Origin of the sequence: Jiangella sp. DSM 45060 (genome assembly GCF_900105175.1) — a bacterium.
Classification (GTDB): Bacteria; Actinomycetota; Actinomycetes; order Jiangellales; family Jiangellaceae; genus Jiangella.
Map to the genome: position 1 here is coordinate 2,381,018 of NZ_LT629771.1, position 21,181 is coordinate 2,402,198.

At 71.6% G+C, this 21,181-nt stretch carries 15 protein-coding genes; 10 read left to right on the top strand and 5 right to left on the bottom strand.

The window, feature by feature from the left end; all coding sequences use genetic code 11:
• Positions 1 to 815: 815 nt before the first annotated feature.
• From BLU82_RS10705 to BLU82_RS10720, 4 genes are read right to left on the bottom strand one after another with little or no spacing between them, the layout of a single operon-like run.
• Positions 816 to 1,568 carry a sulfite exporter TauE/SafE family protein gene (locus BLU82_RS10705; protein ID WP_092619554.1) on the bottom strand — a complete coding sequence of 251 codons (753 nt, stop codon included), beginning with the start codon at positions 1,566 to 1,568 and terminating at the stop codon, positions 816 to 818.
• Positions 1,565 to 2,740 carry an N-acetylglucosamine-6-phosphate deacetylase gene (nagA, locus tag BLU82_RS10710; RefSeq protein WP_370246291.1) on the bottom strand — a complete coding sequence of 392 codons (1,176 nt, stop codon included), beginning with the start codon at positions 2,738 to 2,740 and terminating at the stop codon, positions 1,565 to 1,567. The genes BLU82_RS10705 and nagA overlap by 4 nt, the downstream gene beginning before the upstream one ends.
• Positions 2,707 to 3,393 carry an N-acetylmannosamine-6-phosphate 2-epimerase gene (locus tag BLU82_RS10715; protein ID WP_092619557.1) on the bottom strand — a complete coding sequence of 229 codons (687 nt, stop codon included), beginning with the start codon at positions 3,391 to 3,393 and terminating at the stop codon, positions 2,707 to 2,709. Before BLU82_RS10715 ends, nagA begins: the two co-directional genes overlap by 34 nt.
• A complete protein-coding gene (locus BLU82_RS10720; protein ID WP_092619560.1) occupies positions 3,390 to 4,343 on the bottom strand; it encodes an N-acetylglucosamine kinase in 954 nt (317 codons plus the stop codon). The genes BLU82_RS10715 and BLU82_RS10720 overlap by 4 nt, the downstream gene beginning before the upstream one ends.
• Between BLU82_RS10720 and BLU82_RS10725 the strand changes: the two genes are divergently transcribed.
• The 10 genes from BLU82_RS10725 (at position 4,337) to BLU82_RS10770 (ending at position 17,774) form a co-directional block, all read left to right on the top strand.
• Positions 4,337 to 5,548, top strand: a complete 1,212-nt coding sequence (locus BLU82_RS10725) for a LacI family DNA-binding transcriptional regulator (RefSeq protein WP_092619563.1) — start codon at positions 4,337 to 4,339, stop codon at positions 5,546 to 5,548. The genes BLU82_RS10720 and BLU82_RS10725 overlap by 7 nt on opposite strands.
• On the top strand, positions 5,545 to 7,167 hold the full coding sequence (locus tag BLU82_RS10730) for an FAD-dependent oxidoreductase (protein WP_197682863.1): 1,623 nt from the start codon (positions 5,545 to 5,547) through the stop codon (positions 7,165 to 7,167). The genes BLU82_RS10725 and BLU82_RS10730 overlap by 4 nt, the downstream gene beginning before the upstream one ends.
• On the top strand, positions 7,167 to 8,156 hold the full coding sequence (locus BLU82_RS10735) for a dihydrodipicolinate synthase family protein (RefSeq protein WP_092619566.1): 990 nt from the start codon (positions 7,167 to 7,169) through the stop codon (positions 8,154 to 8,156). The genes BLU82_RS10730 and BLU82_RS10735 overlap by 1 nt, the downstream gene beginning before the upstream one ends.
• On the top strand, positions 8,153 to 9,079 hold the full coding sequence (locus tag BLU82_RS10740; RefSeq protein ID WP_092619569.1) for an ABC transporter permease: 927 nt from the start codon (positions 8,153 to 8,155) through the stop codon (positions 9,077 to 9,079). Before BLU82_RS10735 ends, BLU82_RS10740 begins: the two co-directional genes overlap by 4 nt.
• On the top strand, positions 9,076 to 9,984 hold the full coding sequence (locus BLU82_RS10745) for an ABC transporter permease (protein ID WP_092619573.1): 909 nt from the start codon (positions 9,076 to 9,078) through the stop codon (positions 9,982 to 9,984). Before BLU82_RS10740 ends, BLU82_RS10745 begins: the two co-directional genes overlap by 4 nt.
• Before the next feature lie 50 nt (positions 9,985 to 10,034).
• Positions 10,035 to 11,558 carry an ABC transporter substrate-binding protein gene (locus BLU82_RS10750; protein ID WP_092619576.1) on the top strand — a complete coding sequence of 508 codons (1,524 nt, stop codon included), beginning with the start codon at positions 10,035 to 10,037 and terminating at the stop codon, positions 11,556 to 11,558.
• Positions 11,555 to 12,592 carry an ABC transporter ATP-binding protein gene (locus BLU82_RS10755; protein WP_197682864.1) on the top strand — a complete coding sequence of 346 codons (1,038 nt, stop codon included), beginning with the start codon at positions 11,555 to 11,557 and terminating at the stop codon, positions 12,590 to 12,592. Before BLU82_RS10750 ends, BLU82_RS10755 begins: the two co-directional genes overlap by 4 nt.
• Entirely contained in the window at positions 12,589 to 13,377 is a 789-nt protein-coding gene (locus tag BLU82_RS10760) for an ABC transporter ATP-binding protein (RefSeq protein ID WP_092619582.1), read from the top strand. Before BLU82_RS10755 ends, BLU82_RS10760 begins: the two co-directional genes overlap by 4 nt.
• Positions 13,378 to 13,448: 71 nt before the next feature.
• Complete coding sequence (locus BLU82_RS10765) at positions 13,449 to 15,500, top strand: exo-alpha-sialidase (protein ID WP_157740801.1); 2,052 nt, start codon at positions 13,449 to 13,451, stop codon at positions 15,498 to 15,500.
• A 168-nt stretch (positions 15,501 to 15,668) separates the two neighbouring features.
• On the top strand, positions 15,669 to 17,774 hold the full coding sequence (locus tag BLU82_RS10770) for an exo-alpha-sialidase (protein ID WP_157740803.1): 2,106 nt from the start codon (positions 15,669 to 15,671) through the stop codon (positions 17,772 to 17,774).
• Between the two features lie 446 nt (positions 17,775 to 18,220).
• On the opposite strand, the gene BLU82_RS10775 is transcribed toward BLU82_RS10770, so the two are convergent.
• Positions 18,221 to 21,136, bottom strand: coding sequence for a glycoside hydrolase family 2 TIM barrel-domain containing protein (locus tag BLU82_RS10775; RefSeq protein WP_092619591.1), 2,916 nt, complete (start codon positions 21,134 to 21,136; stop codon positions 18,221 to 18,223).
• Between the last annotated feature and the right edge of the window lie 45 nt (positions 21,137 to 21,181).

The following is a 21,181-nucleotide window of genomic DNA, read 5'->3' on the forward strand; positions in this document are numbered from 1 at the left end:
CCTCCTGCGCGTACGGCCCGGTGCCGCAAGTTCCACGGCGTCAGCGCTCCGCCCGCGGGCCCTGTGTTCCTGCAGCAGACGATCGAGGACGGCGACAGGTGACGTCGGCCTCATCGCGAGGCGGGCGTCGAGTACGGACAGCCAGCGGTCGGTCAGGGCGCGTATCAGCTCATCGACCATGGTCGCGCTGACGTGGGAATACCTACCGCCGATGCCGGCGCGAACGGTGCGGTCCTCGCCCGCAAACCGTGACGCCCTGTTCGTCGTCAGGAGAGTCAGTGTCTCGTGGCGCAAGTCAGCTCGCCCGCCAGGGAGTGCTGCATCTGCGCGATGCCCGTCGATGCCTGCGCTGGCACGTGTCCGACTGTGAGCGACGACGTCCGGCCACCTACGACATGGGTTGGCGAATACGTGTCCAAGTTCGCCCGGTGGTCGCTGGTTCGTTCGCATTGCAGCAGGTCAGGGGGAGTCCGCTGACTGCCGGCTAACCGCTCTCTCAAGGCGGCTGCGCGGGCTCGACGCGCTCAGCGCGGCCGTGCCCGGCGACGGCAGGCCCTCCGATCACTCACGCTGTACCGCTACCCGTGATCAGGTGAGATCTGTGTGATGATCTTGCTGGTCGACCTGGGTCAGGAGGGGCGAACCTGGCCCAGTCGGGGGCGCTGACCAGGGAAGATGTGAATAGCGCCAGGTGCAGCGCGTCGGGTTTCCTTCTTCACACCGAAGAGGTTCTGGTTCGATCCCGGTATCGACCCCACAGGCCAGTGCGTTGTTGACCTCGTCTAGCTCGGTCCGACCGCTCGGGCGCGGGCCCGTCATCGCAGCACCAGCACGACGACGGCGGTGACGCCGACGACCACGATCACGACGCGCAGCACCAGCGGCGACAGCCGCCGCCCGATCCGCGCGCCGACCAGACCGCCGGTCGCGGCGCCGAGCGCGATCAGCCCGGCCACCGCCCAGTCGACGTCGGCCACCACCATGAACACCAGCCCCGCGACCAGGTTCACCAGCCCGGCCTGCACGTTCTTGACGGCGTTGAGCCGCTGCAGCGAGTCCGACAGTCCCAGCCCCAGCACGGCGAGCAGCAGCACGCCCTGCGCGGCGCCGAAGTAGCCGCCGTAGACCGCGGTCAGCAGCACCAGCAGCCAGATGACCGGCCCGCCGTGCTCACGTCCGGACGGGCGCTGCTTGAGCCGCCGCGCGATCCACGGCTGCGCCGCCACCAGCACACAGGCCAGCACGATCAGCACCGGCACGATCGCCTCGAACGCGCCGGGCGGCAACGCCAGCAGCAGCACCGCGCCGCCGGCGCCACCCACGAGCGCGGCCAGCCCGAACCGGAGCACCCGGTCGCGCTGGCCGCGCAGTTCCCGCCGATAGCCCCAGGCCCCCATGAGCGAGCCCGGGACCAGCCCGACGGTGTTGGACACGTTGGCCACCACGGGCGGGTAGCCCAGCGCCAGCAACGTCGGGAACGTGATCATCGTCCCGGAGCCCACGACGACGTTGATCGCACCCGCGGCGAACCCGGCCGCGACGATCGCGACGACGTCGAGCAGGCTCACCCCGCGCGGACCCAGTCGCCCTCGTGCATGACCGCCACCACCTGGTACTCGGCGTCGAGCACGACGAGGTCGGCGGTGAGCCCGGGCCGCAGCGCGCCGGTGCGGCCGGAGATGCCGAGGAGCCGGGCGGGCGTCGTCGAGGTGGCGCGGACGGCGTCCTGGACGGTGAAGCCGGCGCGGGTGACCGCGAACCGGAAGGCGGCGTCCATGGTCAGTGCGCTGCCTGCGAGCGTGCCGTCGGGGAGCCGGGCAGCGCCGTCGCGGACCGTGACGCCGATGTCACCGCGCGGGTAGTGCCCGTCGCCCCGGCCGGCCGCCTGCATCGCGTCGGTGACCAGCGCGATCCGGTCCGGGCCCGCGCTGATGAGGGTGTGCCGTGCGATGGCCGGATCGAGGTGGATGCCGTCGAGGACGAGTTCCACCGTGACGCGGTCGTCGGCGAGCAGCGGGACGATCGGCCCGGGCTCGCGATGGTGGATCGGCGCCATGCCGTTGAACAGGTGCGTCGCGACGGTCGCGCCGGCCTCGAGAGCGGCGCGCGTGGTGCCGGCGTCCGCGTCGGTGTGCCCGACCGCGGCGATCGCTCCCGCGTCGGCTACCGCGCGGACGGCGTCGAGTCCGTGCTCGAGTTCCGGCGCCAGGGTCACCATGCGGATCGCCCCGCGGCCCGCGCTCAGCAGCCGCGCCACCATCGCGGGCTCGGGGACGCACAGGGCACTGGCCGGGTGCGCACCCTTCCGCCGCGGCGACAGCCAAGGGCCTTCGAGGTGGATGCCGGCGATGACGCCGTCCTCGGCCAGCTCGGCGAGCGCGCGCAGGTCGCGGTCCAGAGCGGCCTCGCCAGCGCTGGACAGGCTGGCCACGATCGACGTGGTCCCGTGCTGGAGGTGGGTGGCGGCGAAGGTCGCGACCTGCGCCGGGTCGGCACCGGTGACGCTCGCGCCGCCGCCGCCGTGTGCGTGCAGGTCGACGAACCCGGGCACGATCCAGCCGCCGCCGACGTCCAGGTCGACGCGGCCTGGCGACGGGAGGGTGCCGAGCGCGGTGATGCGGTTGCCGCCGACCTCGATCCATCCGTCGCTCACGACGCCGTTCGGCGTCACGAGGGACGCTCCGGCGATGATCACGCCGACCCCGCTCAGCGACCGCTGAAGGCGGGCGTCGCGGCGCACAGGCGCCGGGCCAGGGCCAGCGTGTCGGTGATCGCGGTGCCGACGACGATGGCGTGGGCGCCTGCGGCGAAGGCCACCGCCACCGCCTCGGGTGTGGCGTACCGGCCCTCGGCGACGATCGGGGCGTCGATGCCGCTCTCTGCCAGCCGCCGCACGAGGCCGACGTCCGGCGCGTCCGGGTCGGACGGATCGGGGCTGGGCGCGAGGGTGGTCGCCACCAGCGCGGCTCCGGCACCGGCGGCGGCCACACCGCGGCGGAAGTCGCCGACGTCGGCCATCACCGGCACACCGCGCGCGTCAAGGGCGGCGATGAGCTCGGAGACGCGTTCGCCGCCCGGCCGCGGGCGGTCCGAGGCATCGAGTGCGATGAGGTCGGCGCCGGCGTCGAGCAGGGGGAGGGCGTCTGCGAGCGTCGGGGTGATCCTGACGTCGCTCCCGGGCACCTGACGCTTCCGGATGCCGATCACCGGCAGCGTGCAAGCGTTCTTGATGGCCGCGATGTCCGCCGCACCCTCCGCTCGGATGCCGACGGCACCGGCCAACTCGGCGGCGGACGCCATCGCGGCCATCACCGCCGGCTGGCGCAGCGGACTGCCGACCGGCGCCTGGCAGGACACGATCAGTCCGCCTGCCAGCCTCGAGATGACGCTCACTGTTCTTCGACCTCCGAGATCGTCGTGACGGTGATGAGCGTTCCGAACGGCGGCGCCGGCATCGGTGCCGCCAGCCGGCAGGCACCGTCGAGGCTGGAACCGGCCGGGTCGACCCAGGACGCGTCCGGCATCCTGCGCGTCAGCAGGTCCACGAGCCGGGCGGCGAGCACGCCGGTCCGGGTGAGCAGCCGGCCCGTGCCCGCGATCCGCGGGGGTGCGCCGGCTCGGTCCAGGGCGGCGGCGATCGCGATCGCGAGATGTGCGGCCGCCGCACCGACGATGTTCGAACTGGCCTCGTCTCCGGCTGCCGCAGCGTCGAGTACGACCGGGGCGAAGCCCGACACGATCGCCTTGGCGTCCTCGGTCGTCGTGACCTCGTGGGCGAATCGGGCCGGATCGCCGTGTCGTTCGATCATCGCGGCCAGCAGTGCCGCCGAGCCGCGCTCGATCCGTCCGTCATGAGCGCAGAACGCCGCCGCCAGCCCCGCGCGGCCGATCCAGTAGCCGCTGCCGAGGTCGCCGGCCATGGCGCCCCAGCCGTCGACCTTCGCGTACCGGCCCACGCCGTCGCTCGCCACCGTCACGACGCCGGTTCCCGCCGCGCAGACGACGCCCGGCCGGTCGCCGAGCGCTCCGACGTACGACGTCACGCAGTCGTCGGCGAGCACCAGCCGCCGGGCGCCCAGTTCGGTGTGCAACAGCCGAAGGGCGGAATCGGCCGACGGAAGCGATCCATGCAGGCCGGAGAGGCCGAAAGCGACCGTAGACAATGCGCTGATCCGAAGTTCGCGGCAACGATTCAAAAGGAACGCGGCGGCATATCGCAACGGATCTCCGGCATTGGCCGATTTGACGCTCGGGCCGGTTGTCTCGTGGAGGACCCGTCCCTCCGGGCTGGAAATGCGGAGCCGGATTCCCGATCCGCCGAGGTCCAGTCCAGCCGATGGCATCGCGCCTCCTTCCGCCGGTGGTCGTCGCCGTCGCGTCGATGCTAGGCCTGGGCCAGGTGTGGCGTACAGCCGCTAATAATCCGCATTGGCACCTTGCGGGCGAGCTTTTCCGGTCCCAGACTGTGCGGACCGGAAGCCACAACAAAAAGGCGGGTTCAGCGATGGTCGTTGTGCGCCAAATCGATGTCGCTCGGGTGGCCGGGGTCAGTCAGACGACGGTATCGATGGTCTTGAATGAGCGGACCGGCGGCAGTGCCCGGATCTCCGAAGACACCAGAGCGAGAGTTCTCTCGGCGATCAAGAAAACCGGCTATGTGGCCAATCCGATTGCGCAATCATTGGCCGGCCATCGCACCGGCATGTTCGGCGTCTTCGCGTTCGAGCCGATGTTCACAGCGGAGGCGGGCGGCTTCTACACCGACTTCCTCGGCGGCATCGAGGCGGCCGGTGAGGCGGCCCGCAAGGACCTGCTGCTGTTCACCAGCACGGTGCTCGACGAGCCGGACAACCACATCTACCGGCGCAACGAGAACCGGCTCCGGCTCACCGACGGCGCGATCCTCCTGGGCAACGGCGAGCCGAAGATGGAGCTGGCGCGGTTGCACGAGGACGGCTTCCCGTTCGTGTACATCGGCCGCCGCGAGATCCCCAACGGCGAGATCTCCTACGTGTCGGCCGACTACGCCGCGGCCACGGCCGACCTCGTCGAGCGGCTGGTCGCCGTGGGGCACGAGCGACTCTGCTACGTCGGCACCGGCGCCGACGCGTCGGCCAGCATCGATCGTCGCCGCGCGTTCGTCGACACCCTGCGCGACGCCGGTCTGCCGGTCGACCGGCCGGTCCCGGCCGGACACGGCGACTACGCGGCGGTCCGGCAAGCGGTGGAAGCCGGCGCCACCGCCCTGCTCGTGGAGCCGCCAGTGGGCATCGATCAGCTGACCGCGGTGATCGAACGCGCCGGTTATCGGGTGCCCGCCGACGTCAGCGTGGCGCTGCTGGGCGACGTTCACGGACACAGCGTCCGGCCAGACGACTGGTCGGGCTACCGACTGCCCCGATGGGAGATGGGAATGCAGGCAGTGAAACTGCTCGTCCGCCTGATGGAGGAGCCCGGCGGACCGGCGCGACGCGTCGTCGTGCCCTGCCTCCCGCATGACGGCTCCACGGTGGCGCCCGCGTCGCGACCGGGTCGGGGGCGCCGGTGAGCCGCATCGCGGACCACCGCTGCGACGTCCTGGTGGTCGGCGGTGGGGTCGGCGGCGTGGCGGCCGCGCTGGCGGCAGCCCGCCGCGGGGCGACCGTCTCGCTGGTCGAGGAGAACTCGTGGGTCGGTGGCCAGCTCACCAGCCAGGCGGTGCCGCCCGACGAGCATCCGTGGATCGAGCAGTTCGGCTGCACCGCCTCGTACCGCGCATTCCGTACCGCCGTCCGGGACCACTACCGAGCCTTCTACCCGCTGACCGAACGGGCGCTGCGCGACCCGGCGCTGAACATCGGCAATGCGACCGTCAGCCGGATCTGCCACGAGCCGGCGGTGTCGCACCTGGTGCTGCGCGCGATGCTGTCGCCCTGGCAGGCTCGCGGCCTGATCACCGTGGTCACCCTGGCCCGGGTCCGCTCGGTCCAGGTCGACGGCGACGCCGTGGGGCCGATGACCTTCGACGACTTGGCGGATGGCGGCACCTTCACCGTCGACGCGCCGTACGTGCTCGACGCCACCGAGACCGGCGAGCTGCTCGCACTGGCGGGCGTGGAGCACGTGACGGGGGCGGAATCGCACGCGGACACGGGAGAACCGCACGCCCCGGCAGTCGCCGACCCCGCGAACATGCAGGCCGTCTCGTGGTGCTTCGCCGTCGACCATCGCGCCGGCGAGGACCACACGATCGACCGTCCCGCCGAGTACGCGCGGTGGCGGGAGTTCCGGCCGGACTTCTGGCCGGACAAGTACCTGAGCTTCACCTACCCCGAGCCGCGGACCCTGGAGCCACGGACCACCTACCTCGATCCGAACAACGACACCGCGGACGACGTCATCATCGCCGACCAGAGCCGGGTGACGAGCGGGTCGAACCTGTGGGTGTACCGCCGGGCGCTCTGGCGCCACCACCTCGGCCCGGGCGCGGCGGCCAGCGACATCGTCCTGGTGAACTGGCCGATGACGGACTACATCGGCGGTCCGATCTTCGGAGGCACGCCCGAGGAGAACGACCGCCACGCTCAGTCCGCCCGGGAGCTGAGCCAGAGCCTGCTGTACTGGCTGCAGACCGAGGCGCCGCGCCCCGACGGTGGCACCGGATGGCCCGGGCTGCGGCTGCGCGGCGACGTCGTCGGCACGGCCGACGGCCTCGCCATGGCGCCCTACATCCGCGAGTCACGACGGATCCGCGCCCAGTACACCGTCACCGAACAGGACCTGTCGCATGCCGAGCGTGGCGACCACGGCGCCGTCTCCTACAAGGACTCCGTCGGCATCGGCGCCTACCGAATCGACCTGCACCCGAGCACCGGCGGGGACAACTTCATCGACATCGCCTCGTGCCCCTTCCAGATTCCGTTGGGTGCGCTGCTCCCGCTCCGGGTCGCCAACCTGCTGCCGGCCGCGAAGAACATCGGGACGACCCACATCACCAATGGCTGCTACCGGCTGCATCCGGTGGAGTGGAACGTCGGCGAGGCCGCCGGCGCGCTGGCCGCGATGTGCGTCGCACGTGGCGTCGCCCCGCACGCGGTCGGCGAGTCAGCCGCGCTGACAGCGGACCTGCAGGCAGAGCTGGAGCGGCACGGCGTCGAGCTGGCCTGGCCGCAGGTGGGTGCGTACTGATGAGTGCGCACCGAGAGTTCCGCAGCGGTCGCGACCTGCTGGACGGCGTCGTGGTCCCGCTGGTGACGGCGATGTCCGAGCCGGGCCGCCCGGACGCCGGCCTGATGGACCCGCTGCTCGAGCGGCTCGCCGCCGCAGGGGTCGACGCGCTGATGCTGTTCGGCAGCAACGGCGAGGGACCGGTGCTGCCGCTGGACGCGGCCGACGCGTTCGCGACCCGGGTGGTGGCCCGGTGGCGGGCGCTCGCCGGCTCCGACGGCAGGATCACGGCCGCGATCTCCGGCGTCGGCACCGACGATGCGATCGCGCGCGGCCGGGTGCTCGCGAACACAGGGGTGGACGCGGTGGTGGCGTGCCCGCCGTTGTTCTTCGCGCACCGGCCCGGCGAGCTCGTCGCGCACTACGACGCGCTGAAGGTGCTGCGAGTCCCGGTGATCGCCTACAACAACCCCCGCTACACCGGCAACCCGATCACCCCCGAGGTGCTGACCAGGCTGCTGGGGCTGGAGCACGTCGTCGGCGTCAAGGAGTCGTCCGGCGACCTCGCCACGCTGTCGCGGTTCGTGGACGTGGTCGCGGCGCGCGCGGACTTCGGCCTGAGCCAGGGCAACGAGCGCGCCATGGTCGATGGCCTGCTGGCCGGCGCCCACGGCGTCACACCGGGCATCGCCAACTTCGCGCCGTCCGTCGCCGTGGCGACCGTGGCGGCGGTGCGTCTGAGCCGGACCGATCATGCCGCCGACCTGCAGAGCCTCGCTGCCGAGCTCGCCGGGATCCATCGAATCCGCCCCGGCGTGCCGACCACCAAGGCGGTGCTCGACCTCCTCGGCCTGATCCCGCCGCATGCCGCCGCCCCGTTCCTGCCCTGCGACGACGCCGACCGTGCGGCGATCCGCGCCCACCTGTGGGAGCACCGCCGGCACCTGATCGACGGCGACCGGCTCGGCGGCGGCGCGCAGCCGATCGAGTCTGACGGAGCCCGGCCGTGATCGCCGTCATCCGCCGCGTCCTCGTCGCCCTGATCGTGCTGTGGGGCGTGGCCACCGTCGTGTTCTTCATCGTCCGCGCCGCCCCAGGCGATCCCGCGACGGCCGTACTCGGCCCGGATGCCAGCGCCGATCAGGTTGCCGCGCTGCGGGAGTCGATGGGCCTGAACCGTCCGCTCGTGGGTCAGTACGCCGCCTACCTCGGCGACCTGGTCAGCCTCGACCTGGGCGATTCGCACCGGCTGGGCCGGCCGGCGATCGACGCGGTGGCCGAACGGCTGCCCGCGACGGTCGAACTGACCCTCGCCGCGACGCTGATCGCGGTGGCCGCCGGGCTGGTGCTGGGTGCACTGGCCGGACGGCGGGCGGGCAGCATCTGGGACCGGCTGGTGTCGACCGCGACCATCGGCCTGCAGTCCTTCCCGACGTTCTGGGTGGGCATCATGTTCATCCTGCTCTTCGCGCTGACGCTGGGCGTCCTGCCCAGCGCGGGCGCCGGGACACCGGCGCACCTGGTGCTGCCCGCGGTGACACTGGCGCTGCCGTTCACGGCGATCGTCGCCCGGCTGACCCGGAGCAGCATGGCCGACACCCTGACCGAGTCGTACATCCTCACCGCCCGGGCCAAGGGCCTCACCGAGCGCCAGGTGCTCACCGGGCACGTGCTGCGCAACTCCCTGGTGCCGGTCGTCACGATCGTCGCCCTGCAGATGGGGGCGCTCATGGGCGGTGCGGTCGTCGTCGAGAACGTCTTCGCCTGGCCCGGTCTCGGGTCACTGATCGTCGATGCGATCGGTAACCGCGACTACGCCGTCGTGCAGGCGGCCACCCTGGTCATCGCCACCATCGTCGTCGCGCTGAACCTGCTCGTCGACCTCGCCTACCGCGCCATCGACCCGCGGATCCGGACGGGAGACCGCGCATGAACCCGATCCCGGAGACCCTCGAAGCCGCGACTCCAGCGGTCACGGTCCCACCCGTCCGTCCGCGCCGGCCGCGACATCTGCTGGCCCGCGCGTTCGCCGCCGCGCCCTACGTGGTCCTGGGCTGCTACCTGATCGCCGCCGTCGTCGGGCCGCTGCTGATCGACTACGACCCGGTCGACACACCACTGATGGATCGGCTCCTGGCGCCGGGCAGCCGGACCTCGACAGGGGAGCTCGCCGTCCTGGGTACGGACCACCTCGGACGTGACGTACTCGCGCAGGTCGTCTACGGCGCCCGGACCTCGGTGCTGATCGGCGCGGCGACCGTCGTCGTGGCGAGCGTGGTCGGGTGCTGCGTCGGTGTGATCGCCGGCTACCACGGTGGCCTGGTCGACACCGTCCTGGCCCGGATCATGGACATCACCCTGGCCTTCCCGGGCATTCTGCTGGCCATCGTCATCGCCGGCGTGCTGGACGGCGGCGCCGTCGTCGTGGTGGCCGCGCTGGCCGTCTCCAGCTGGATCGGCATCGCCCGGGTGGCGCGCGGCGTCGCGGTCTCCGTCCGATCCCGGCCGTGGACGGACGCGGCCCGGATGCTGGGCATCCGGCCGGCCCGGATGATCGTCCGCCACATCGTCCCCTTCGCCGTCGGCCCGGTGGTGGCGTTGGCCACGGTCGAGTTCGCCCTGGTGGTGCTGGCCGAGGCCGGGCTGAGCTTCCTCGGCGTGGGGCTCCCGGCGTCCGCGGTCTCATGGGGCCAGACCATCGCGAACGGCAAGGAGTATCTCGCGTCGGCGTGGTGGATCTCCGCGTTCGCCGGAGTCGCCCTCGCCGGGCTCGTCGTCAGCGTCGGCCTGATCGGCGACGCCTTCACCCAGCGATACGGACGCGGATTCGGCCGCTGACCGGTACGCCCGGTCCGGCCGCCCGTCCCCACACAAGAGGAGCGTTGAGAATGTCCCAACGAGGAACCCGAACCGCGGCGCTGACGATCGGCGCGCTGCTCGCCCTGACCGGGTGCTCGACCACCACCTCGGGCGACACCGCCGACACCGGCGGGGCGGCCGAGCGCACCATCGAGGTGGCCGGCCAGTACCCGATCGAGGACCTGGACCCGCACGGCGTCCAGGGCGCCTCGGCGGCCACCGGGTTGTCCAGCAAGGCGATCTTCAGCCGGCTGGTGCAGCCGGACCCGGACGGCACCATCGTGGGCGATCTGGCCATCGACTGGACCGTCGACGACGACGCCACCGAGTGGGTGTTCACCCTCCGCGACGACCTCGTCTTCTCCGACGGAACCCCTGTGACCAGCGCCGACGTTGTGGCATCGTTCGAACGACTGGCCGCGGGGGACAGCCCGCTCGCGCCGTCGTTCGCCGACATCGTCGCCACCGCCGACGGCGACGCCACGGTGGTCTTCACCGCACCCGCGCCCGACCCGGCGCTGGCCGGGAAGCTCACCCAGTTCTTCGTGCTTCCGGCGAGCGCCGGCGCCGACCCGGCGGCCTTCTTCGCCGACCCAGTGGGCTCGGGGCCGTTCACCGTCGAGACCTTCGTGCCCGGCGAGGCGCTCGAGCTGGCCCGCAACGAGAACTACTGGGGCGACCACGCGCGGGTGGCGTCAGTGCGGATCAGTGACATCCCCGAGATGGCCGCCCGGCTGACCGCGCTGCGCACCGGCGAGGTGGACCTCACCTGGGGTGTCCCCGACGACCAGCTGGAGCCGCTGATGACGGCGGACGACCTCGTGGTCGAGACGGTGCCGAGCACGCTCGTCTACACGATGTGGTTCAACTCGTCGACGCCCGCGCTGGCCGACGCCGCGGTGCGGCGGGCGCTGTGGAAGGCGGTGGACTTCGAGACGATCATCGCCACCCTCAACCCGGAGACCGGCGAGCCGGCCAAGTCGCCGGTCGCGCCGGTGGTGTTCGGCTACGCGCCGCAGGAGCCGGTCGCCTTCGATCCGGACGCGGCGCGGGACGAGCTGGCGGCGGCCGGGTTCGACTTCGCCGGCCCGCCGCTGCGGCTGCACTTCTCCGGCGCCCAGTTCCGGCCGTTCCTGCAGGCGGTGGTCTCCGACCTGACCGAGGTCGGCGTGCCGGTCGAGCTGCTGGAGAAGGAGCAGGCGGTCTTCACCGAGGACCTACTGGCGCTGAACTGGGACATCAACTTCCAGCAGGTCGGCGCCGCGACGTACGACGCCGCCACCAACCTCGGCCGGCTGTACCCCTGCGCGGCCGGCCGCAACGGCTACTGCAACGAGGAACTGGACGCCGCGCTGCTCGAGGGCAACACCAGCAACGACCCCGAGGTCCGCCAGGACGCCTATCGGCGGGCCACCGAGATCATCTGGTCGGAGGCCGTGGGCATGTACCCGATGCAGGTCAAACTCGCCTACGCGTGGCGGGGCGATCTGGAGGGCGTGACGCCGGATCCGAGCGGCTTCCCGGACTTCTCCACCATCGAGATCGCCGAATGAGCATGGTGCCGAACTCGACCGCACCGCGGGTCGCCGGTGCGTCCGCCGGCCCGGGGCAGTCGTCCCTGGACAACGGTCTGCGGGTGTGTGAGCTGACCGTCGACCTGTGGGTCGACGGCCGGCTCCGGCGGGTCGTCGACGGCATCTCCTTCGCAGTCGCGCCACGCGGCACCCTCGGCATCATCGGCGAGTCCGGCAGTGGCAAGAGCGTCACCGCGCTGGCGCTGCTGGATCTTCTTCCGGAGTCCGCCCAGGTCGGCGGGGAGATCCGGTGGCGCGGCGAGGACCTCGTCGGTGCCTCCGCGGCCCGCCGCCGCCGGATCCGTGGCCAGGAGATCGCCATGGTGTTCCAGGACCCCCTCGCAGCGCTCAACCCGACCCGGCCCGTCGGCCGCCAGATCGGCGAGATCCTGCGGCGCGGCGGCATGCGCCGGGCACAGGTCGGCGAGCGCGTCGTCGAGCTGATGACCATGGCCGGCATCCCCGACCCGACGAGCCGCCGTCGCGCCTACCCGCACCAGCTCTCCGGCGGACTGCGTCAGCGGGTCGTCATCGCGATGGCGCTGGCGGGCGAACCGTCGCTGCTGCTGGCCGACGAGCCGACGACCGCTCTCGACCTCACCGTGCAAGCGCGCATCCTCGAGCTGCTCGGCAGCATCCGGGCCGAGACCGGCCTCGCGATGATCCTGGTGAGTCACGACCTGCGCGTGGTCTCGCACGTGACCGACGAGGTGGCGGTGATGTACGCCGGGCGGCTGGCCGAGTACGGGCCGACCCGGGACGTCCTGCGGCACCCGCGGCATCCGTACACCCGGGCACTGATCCAGAGCGTCCCGGCGGTGCACTCGCGATCGGCGCTGACGCGCCCGCTGCCGGGAACACCGGTGGGCCCGGCGAACAGGCCGGCCGGGTGCGCCTTCCACCCGCGCTGCCCGCTGGCGATCGACCGGTGTGCGGTCGAGCAGCCGGCGTGGAGATCGGTGCCGCCGGGGCGCTGGGTCGCCTGTCACCGGGCCGAGGAGGTCGTCGGGTGACCGGCACGAGACTGCGGGTGGACAACGTCTCGGTGGCGTTCGGCGCGCGGCGACGCCTGGTAGGACGGGCGGACCCGCTGCGTGCCGTCGACGACGTCAGCTTCGACGTCCGCGACGGGGAGATCCTGGGCGTGGTCGGTGAGTCGGGTTCGGGCAAGACCACGGTGGCGCGCTGCATCGCCGGGCTGCAGCGCTACGCCGAGGGGACGATCAGCTTCGACAACGTACCGATCGGGCCGGTGAGCGAGCGGCCGCCGCAGTTGCTGCGCGCCATTCAGATGGTGTTCCAGGATCCGCGCTCGTCGCTGAACCCACGGCGGACCGTCACGCAATGCGTCGGGGAGGCATGGACGTCGTTCCCCCTGCCGGGGTCGGCCGACCGGCCGCAGGCGACGGCCGACCTGCTGGCCGACGTCGGGCTGGACCCCGACGTCGCCGGCCGGTACCCGGCGCAACTGTCCGGCGGCCAGTGCCAGCGGGTCAGCATCGCGCGGGCCCTCGCGGCCCGGCCGTCGATGCTGGTCTGCGACGAGGCGGTCTCGGCCCTGGACGTCTCGGTGCAGGCCCAGATCCTGCGCCTGCTGGTGGACCTACGTGAACGACACGGCCTGTGCATGGTCTTCATCACCCACGATCTCGGCGTCGTGCGCCAGGTCGCCGACCGGGTGGTCGTCATGCAACACGGCGCGATCGTCGAACAGGGCCCGGTGGACGACGTCTTCGCCGCGCCCGAGCAGCCGTACACCCGGGAACTGCTCGGAGCGGCCCTGGATCTGCACAGCTGACTCACCTACAGGAGGTCATTGTGATCATTGCGTCCAGCCGGCGCGCCTTGGCGACGGCGATCGTGTTGCTCATGGCCATCACGGGGGTGTCCGCGGCCGGGTTGCCGGCTCGCGCCGGCGCTGAGCCCGTCCCCAAACTCTTCGAGAGGGTCACCGTCTGGGCGGCCGGCGAGAACGGCATGGAGGCGCACCGCATTCCAGGGATCGCCGTCACCACTCAGGGAACCGTGCTGGCGGTCAGCGAGGCCCGCATCGGCATCGGCGACCGTGCCAGCCACGAGCTGGTCTACAAGCGCAGCCTCGACGGCGGGCGCACCTGGCTGTCGACGGGCATCATCGAGCCGGCCCCGAACGGCGAGTCCTGGCTCAACCCGACCCTCCTCGTGGAGCGCGAGACCGGCCGGATCTTCCTGTTCTACAACATCAGCGACGGCGTCACCTCCGAGGTGTTCTACCGCTCCAGCGACGACGACGGCGTGAGCTGGTCGGACCGGGTGAACGTCACGCCGATGTTCGACGAGCTGCCGTACGGGTGGACCAGCCATTCGCCCGGACCGGGCCACGCGATCCAACTCGCCGATGGGCGGCTGCTGCTCCAGGTGTGGCATCGCAAGAGCGTCGAACTGCCCGTCGGCGAACGCGACTACGGGATCTCCACGATCTACAGCGACGATCAGGGCACGACCTGGCACAACGGCGGCGCCATCGCACCGGATCCGGCCTACCCGATCAACGAGTCGCGGCTGATGGAGCGCTCCGACGGATCGATCGTGGTGATCGGCCGTTTCGCCACCGGGACGCCGTTGAGCCGCATCGTCTCGGTGAGCCATGACCAGGGCATGACGTGGTCGCCGTTCTACCTGCACGGCTCGTTCCGTCCCGCCGTCGCCGCCGACGCCGGGATGGCCCGCCTCTCCGGCGGCCCTGCCAGTGCCGACATCTCGCGCGTCCTGTTCAGTCGATTGGACAACCGGGCCCGGCGAGACCTGACGGTGGCGCTGTCGTACGACGACGGTGACAGCTTCCCGCGCGAGAAGGTGATCCAGGCGGGCAGCGCCGGCTACTCCGACATCGCCGTCCTCGGCGACGGCACGGTCCTGGTGCTGTACGAAGTGATCCCGGAGATCGTCGTGGCCAGGTTCGACGTGGAGTGGCTGACCGGTGGGCAGGATTCGCTCGAAGCCGGACCAGGCCTCACCCGTCACCTGATCGAGGCGGAGGACGCGGACGTCGCCGGATCGGCGCCGGTGTCCGTGGCCGAGGACCCCAACGCCCATGGCGGCCAGCGCGTGGACCTCGCCGCCGGGGGAGCGGGTGACCACCTGGAAGTCACGTTGGACGTCCCCGACGCCGGTGCCTACGACGTGCACCTGCGGATGCCCACCCAGCCCGACCGTGGCACGGTCCAGGTCTCCATCGACGGCGTCGATCTCGGCGACGTCGTGGACGCGGCAACCGAGCGCCGCGGCTACCCGGAGATCACCATTCCTGACGTCAGTCTGTCCGCCGGCCAGCACGTCGTCCGGCTCACCGTGGTGGGCCAGGGCCCGTTGTCGACCGGCTTCGGTGTGGGCCTCGACTACGTCAGCCTGACCAGGTTCGACCCGCCGGCGCCGCGGCCGGCCTGCGAGCAGACGGTGTCGGGGACACACACCGGCCCGCTCACCGTGACCGGCCGCATGCTCTGCCTCGACGGGGCCACGGTCACCGGCCCGGTGACGGTGACGGGCGGCGGCGGCCTCCGGGTCACCGACTCGGTCATCCACGGTCCGGTCCGAGTGACCGGAACCGAGGACGTGAGCGTCTGCGACACCGACCTCACCGGGCCGCTGTCGATCACGGATGCGACCGAGACGGTGATCCTGGGCGGTGTCGCCTGCGCGCCGAACGTCCTGCGTGGCCCGGTCGCGGTGCAGGATTCGGCCGCGCTCGTCCGCATCGTGGGCAACGAGGTCTGGGGGCCACTACGGGTGTCCGGCACCACCGCCCGCACGGCGGCGGTGCTCGCCGCCAACCGGGTTCACGGGCCGCTGGCCTGTTCCGGCAACGCCCCCGCGCCCGGCAACGACGGTCATCCGAACTCCGTGACCGGGCCGAGCCAAGGCCAGTGCGCCGGGCTGTGACCCGCACCTGACGTGTGTGGGCCGGCCGGAGCCCCCCGCCGGCCCACTGGGCCCGGATCTGACCTGAACCCCCATCCACAAGGAGACACGGTCATGGCAGCGAATGGTCGATCGGACACCCCTTCCCCAGCCGGAGAGTCACGTTCGCGCATCACGGTGGCGAGCCGGATGCGCCGGGCCCTCGCAGCGGTGGTCGTGACGGCCTGTGCGGTCGCCGGCACCGTCCCGGGAGGGACACCGGCCACGGCAACCGACACCGGGCCGGCCACGCCCACCTGGGCCGCACCCGAGCTGTTCGAGAAGGTGACGGTGTGGGCAGACGGAGAGTCAGGCACGGAGGCGCACCGCATCCCCGGCATCGTCGTCACCAACGAGGGCACCGTGCTCGCCGTCAGCGAGGCGCGGCACGGAATCACCGACACGGCCGTCCATGAGCTGGTCTTCAAGCGCAGTCTCGACGGCGGCCGGACCTGGCCGTCCGCGGGCACCATCGAGGCCAGCCCGAACCGCGAGTCCTGGGTGAACCCGACGCTCCTCGTGGAGCGGCAGACCGGCCGGATCTTCCTCTTCTACAACCTCAACCACCAGGGCGTCACGGGCGACGTCTTCTACCGCCACAGCGACGACGACGGCCGCACCTGGTCCGAGCGGACCGAGATCACGTCGATGTTCCGGGAGCTGCCACAGGGCTGGACCAACCACTCGCCCGGCCCGGGTCACGGGCTGCAGCTCTCCGACGGCCGGCTGATGCTCCAGGTCTGGCATCGCAGGAGCGTCGAGCTGCCGGCAGCGGAGCGTGGCTACAGCACGTCGGTCATCTACAGCGACGACCTGGGTGCGACCTGGCACCATGGTGGCGCCATCCCGATCGACCCGGCCTATCCGAACGGCGAGACCCGGCTCCTGGAGAGAGCGGACGGCACCCTCGCGCTGTACGCCCGGTATGCGGTCGGCTCGCCGAACCGCCGGATCGTCTCGGTCAGCGACGACCGGGGCATGACCTGGTCCGAGCCGTACCTGCACGGGTCCTTCCCGCCTGCGGCAGGTGCCGACGCCGGGCTGGACCGCCTGTCCGGCGGGCCGGGCAGCGTTGACGTCTCCCGGGTCGTGTTCAGCCGGCCCAGCACGCCCTCGCGCCGTGACCTGACCCTGGCGCTGTCCTACGACGACGGCTACTCGTTCCCGCGGGAGAAGGTCGTCCACGCGGGCCGCGCGGGGTACTCCGACGTCGCGGTCCTCGACGACGGCACCGTTCTGGTGCTGTACGAGGTGGTCCCCGAGATCATCGTCGCCCGGCTCAACGTGGAGTGGCTGACCGACAGCCAGGACACGCTCATCGCCGGGCCGGGGCTGACCCGGCACCTGTTCGAAGCCGAAGACGCCGGCGCCGCAGCGTCCCCTGCGCTGTCCGTCGTCGACGACCGCAACTCCAGCGGCGGGCAACGGCTGGAGTTCGCCGGCACAGAGATCGGTGACCACCTGGACCTGGAGATCGAGGTTCCCGACACGGGCACCTACGATCTGAATCTCCGCCTGCTCCACCAGGCTGACCGGGCCAGCGTCCAGGTCTCGCTCGATGGCCAGGACCTCGGCGACCCGGTCGACGCCGGTGCCGAGAAGCGGATCTACGCAGAGGCGCGCATGGACGACGTCGAGCTCGCCGCCGGCACGCACACGATCCGGCTCTCGGTCACCGGCCAGGGATCTGGGTCCACCGGCCTCGGCGTCGGCCTGGACTATGTGAGCCTGACCCGGTTCGACCCGCCGCCACCACCGCCCGCCTGCGACGAGACGGTGACCGGGCGGCACCATGGGCCGCTCAGGGTCACCGGCGTGCTCTGTCTCGATGGGGCGTCCGTACAGGGCCCGGTCGTGGTGACCGGCGGCGCTCTGCTGGTCACCGACTCCAGGCTCGACGGCCCGATCCGGATCGCGGGCGCCCGGCAGGTGATCCTGTGCGCCTCCGAGATCACCGGGCCGCTGGCCATCCAGGACGTCACCGAGACGGTGGTGCTGGGCGGTGTCGCGTGCGCGCCGAACACTCTGCGTGGGCCGGTCGCCGTAGAGGACTCGAACGCGCTGATCCGGATCGTGGGCAACACGGTGAATGGGCCGGTGGACGTCGCCGGCAACTCCGGGACCACCGCCGCGGTCGTCTCGGCGAACGAGATCACGGGGTCGCTGGCGTGCGCCGGGAACACCCCTTCACCGGTCAACGGTGGGCACCCGAACTCAGTTGCGGGCCCGCGCGGCGGCCAGTGCGCCGAGCTGTGAACCTGCCCCAGATGGCATGAGTACGCGGTGCGTGACCGGAGGCACCGGTCACGCACCGCGCTGCGGGCCCGTGGAGAACGGTGTGACGCGTTCCATTGCTCCACCTGCCACGGATGACAGCGGTGGCCGTCTGCGGAGAGGTTGAGGGCTGATCGCCTACCGGAAGCGCTCTGGTATCACGAGGAGCTGGTCTGGATCCGACCTACGAGGCCCTGGCGCAGCAGCTCCGAGCGGAGCTGCTGCCATGGGATGAGATCCAGAAGAGTGTCCGAGGGCTACTCGCCCACCTGGACTCACCCTGCGAACGACCTTCGACCTGGCTCGGTGACGTCCAATGCTGTTCACGACAACCCTGTGTCGTTCGCCTCATCCGGCTCCGGCACGTGGCGCGCTGGAGCCGGATGAGGGACCTTGCCGTGACCACGGGAGTTCGGCCGCGCAGATGCCTACGACGTGGCTGCCGCCATGAACCGCAACTGGAACGTCACGTCACCCGCCTGCAGTTGGTGCTGCGGCAGGGGGATCGGGCCGCACGACGCGCTGCCGAGACCGTGGTGGGCGTGGTCGAGATTCACGAAGATCTGGTCACGGGGCTTCAGCTCATGGGCGTGCGTGGCCTGATCGAGGTCGCCGCTGGTCCATCGGCGGACGGTGAAGTCGAACACCGGGTCGCCGTCGATCCGCAGGCCGTGGCCGGAGTCGTCGGTCAGTCGCAGCCAGCGGGTATCGGTGCGGTTGCCGTTCTCCTGCGGGAACACGTACGGGGTCTGCATGGCGTCGACGTCGGCGCGGTACCGGCCGATGCCGGCCGCGGCGCGGCTGTCGCGGTAGGCCTCTCCGGGCCCGGCGCCGTACCACTCGACCTGGTCGAGCGTTTCGGGCAGCGCCAGCAGGAGCCCGATCCGGGGGATCGGGACCGGCCATTCGCCGTCGGGGCGGACGGACACCTCGACCGCGACTGTGTCGTCGGCGCCGGTCCATCGGTACGCGACGTCGAATCCGAAGCGGGTGGCCGAGGCGCCCACCTTCGTCCGCACGAGCAGGGAGTCGTCCGCGGGAGCGACGCTGACGATCCGGTGCCGCATCCGGTCCAGGCCGAAGCGGCGCCAGTCGTCCTCGACCCGTTGGGGGGCCCGGCGGCTGGCGCGGTCGTTGTCGGTCGGCGCGCGCCACACGTCGAGCCGCGGTCCGGTGACGTCGTACCCGTGGATTGACGTCATGAGCCCGTCGGCGTCGAACTCGGCGGCACCGACCCGATACCCGGACGTCGTCGGGGTCACCGGAACCGGGGCGCCGCCGACTCGGGCGGGCGCGGATCGCACCTGGACCTGCCCCCACGCGACGCGGTGGCCGGACGGGGCATAGTCGTGGTCCGACGCCAGTGCCGCCTCGACCGTGAGCCAGGCGTCGCCGTCCACGGCGGGTAGCTCGGGCCGGCGGACCTCGATCGAGCGGCCGGCCGGGATCGGTGGCACCGGCAGGGACCCGCTGGCCACCTCGATGCCCTCGTCCTCGAGCCGCCAGGTGAAGGCGAGATGGGCGGTGTCGACGTGGTGGTATCGGTTCCGGATGCCGATCGTTCCCGGCGTCGATCCGGCCGTGATGCGCACCGGTTCGCTCACCTTCGCGAACTCGATCAGGCCGGGCGACGGTGTGCGGTCGGGGAAGACGAGACCGTCGATCACGAAGTTGCCGTCGTGGATCTCCTCGCCGAAGTCGCCGCCGTAGGCGAAGTACTCGTCGCCTGTTTGGGGGCGGGCGCGGATGCCGTGGTCGATCCATTCCCAGATGAAGCCGCCGTGGCATCGGGGGTGGGCGTCGAAGAGCGCGTCGTAGTCGCTGAGGCCGCCCGGGCCGTTGCCCATGGCGTGGCCGTACTCGCACAGGATGAACGGCATGGCGCGTCGCCGCGCGTCGAGCACCGGATCGTCCTCGGCGTCGGGATGGGCCGGTTCCTCCCGTCGGCCGATCGCCGCGAGCGCGTCGTGCGAGGTGTACATGAGGCTGTAGACGTCGACGTAGCGGCCCGCACGGTCGCCCTCGTAGTGGATCGGGCGACTCGGGTCGCGGCGCCGGGTCCACTGCGCCATCCGTTCGAAATTCTGGCCGGTGTTCGCCTCGTTGCCGAGTGACCACATCACGATGCTCGGGTGGTTCTTGTCCCGCTCGACCATGCGTTGCATGCGGTCGAGGTAGGCCGGTTCCCAGGCCGGGTCGTCGCTGGGGTTGCCGACCCAGGCGTTGTCGACGCCGTGGGCCTTGCCGAAGCCGTGGGTCTCGATGTCGCATTCGTCGATGACCCACAGGCCGAGCTCGTCGCACAGGTCGAGGAAGTCCGGGTGCGGCGGGTAGTGGCTGGTCCGCACCGCGTTGAAGTTGTGCCGCTTCATCAGCTCGACGTCGGCGCGTGCGTCCTCGCGGGTCAGCACTCGCCCGGTGTCCGGATGGAACTCGTGGCGGTTGACGCCGCGAAACACGATCCGCACGCCGTTGACGCGGAACTCGCCGTCGACGATCTCGACCCGCCGGAACCCGACCCGGATCGGCACGCGTTCGGTGTCGGTGGCGACGACGCCATCGTAGAGCCGCGGCCGCTCGGCGCTCCACGGCTCGATGTCCGGGAACGCGATCTCCGTACCGGACGGGTGCCCGTCGAGGCCGAGCTCCGGGATGGACACCCGGGCCGGCCGATCGGTCGCGACCAGCAGGCGTCCGGCGCCGGTGGCCGCGTCGTAGTCCGCCTGCACGAACAGGTCGTCCAGGGAACCTTCCGGCCGGGCGACGAGCGTGACCGAGCGGAAGATCCCCGGCAGCCACCACATGTCCTGGTCCTCGACGTAGCTGCCGGCGGACCACTGGTGGACGCGGACCGCGAGGACGTTCCCGGCCGGCCGCAGGATCGGCCCGACGTCGAACTCCGTCGGCAACCGGCTGCCGGTCGACCACCCCAGTTCCTCGCCGTTCAGCCACGCCTTGAAGCAGGACTCCACGCCCTCGAACCGCAGCACGGCAGCGCCGTCGGTCCACGAGTCGGGGAGGTCGAAGACGTGTCGGTAGTCGCCGGTGGGGTTCTCGGTCGGCACGTGCGGGGGATCGACCGGGAACGGGTACCGGACGTTGGTGTAGATCGGGTGGCCGTGACCGTGCATGACCCAGTGGGACGGCACGGGCAGCAGGTCCCAGCCGGCGTCGTCGGCGTCGGGCTTCCAGAATTCCGGTCCGGTGCCCTCGGCCCGGTCGCTCAGGCGGAATCGCCAGTCACCGGCCAGGTCGACGGCCGCGGAGTCGCTGCGGAAGAAGGCCCGGGGCGCGCGGCGGGTCGGTGAACCGGGGCTGACGTCTTCGTAGTACCGGTATGCCACAGAGATGTCCTTTCCAGGGTGGTCGCCGGGCGGGCTCCACCTGCC

Coding starts and splice junctions, on each gene's coding strand:
- BLU82_RS10725 (WP_092619563.1), top strand. CDS start 4,337: ATGGCATCGCGCCTCCTTCCGCCGGTGGTCGTCGCCGTCGCGTCGATG.
- BLU82_RS10720 (WP_092619560.1), bottom strand. CDS start 4,343: ATGCCATCGGCTGGACTGGACCTCGGCGGATCGGGAATCCGGCTCCGC.
- BLU82_RS10735 (WP_092619566.1), top strand. CDS start 7,167: ATGAGTGCGCACCGAGAGTTCCGCAGCGGTCGCGACCTGCTGGACGGC.
- BLU82_RS10745 (WP_092619573.1), top strand. CDS start 9,076: ATGAACCCGATCCCGGAGACCCTCGAAGCCGCGACTCCAGCGGTCACG.
- BLU82_RS10750 (WP_092619576.1), top strand. CDS start 10,035: ATGTCCCAACGAGGAACCCGAACCGCGGCGCTGACGATCGGCGCGCTG.
- BLU82_RS10755 (WP_197682864.1), top strand. CDS start 11,555: ATGAGCATGGTGCCGAACTCGACCGCACCGCGGGTCGCCGGTGCGTCC.
- BLU82_RS10765 (WP_157740801.1), top strand. CDS start 13,449: ATGGCCATCACGGGGGTGTCCGCGGCCGGGTTGCCGGCTCGCGCCGGC.
- BLU82_RS10770 (WP_157740803.1), top strand. CDS start 15,669: ATGCGCCGGGCCCTCGCAGCGGTGGTCGTGACGGCCTGTGCGGTCGCC.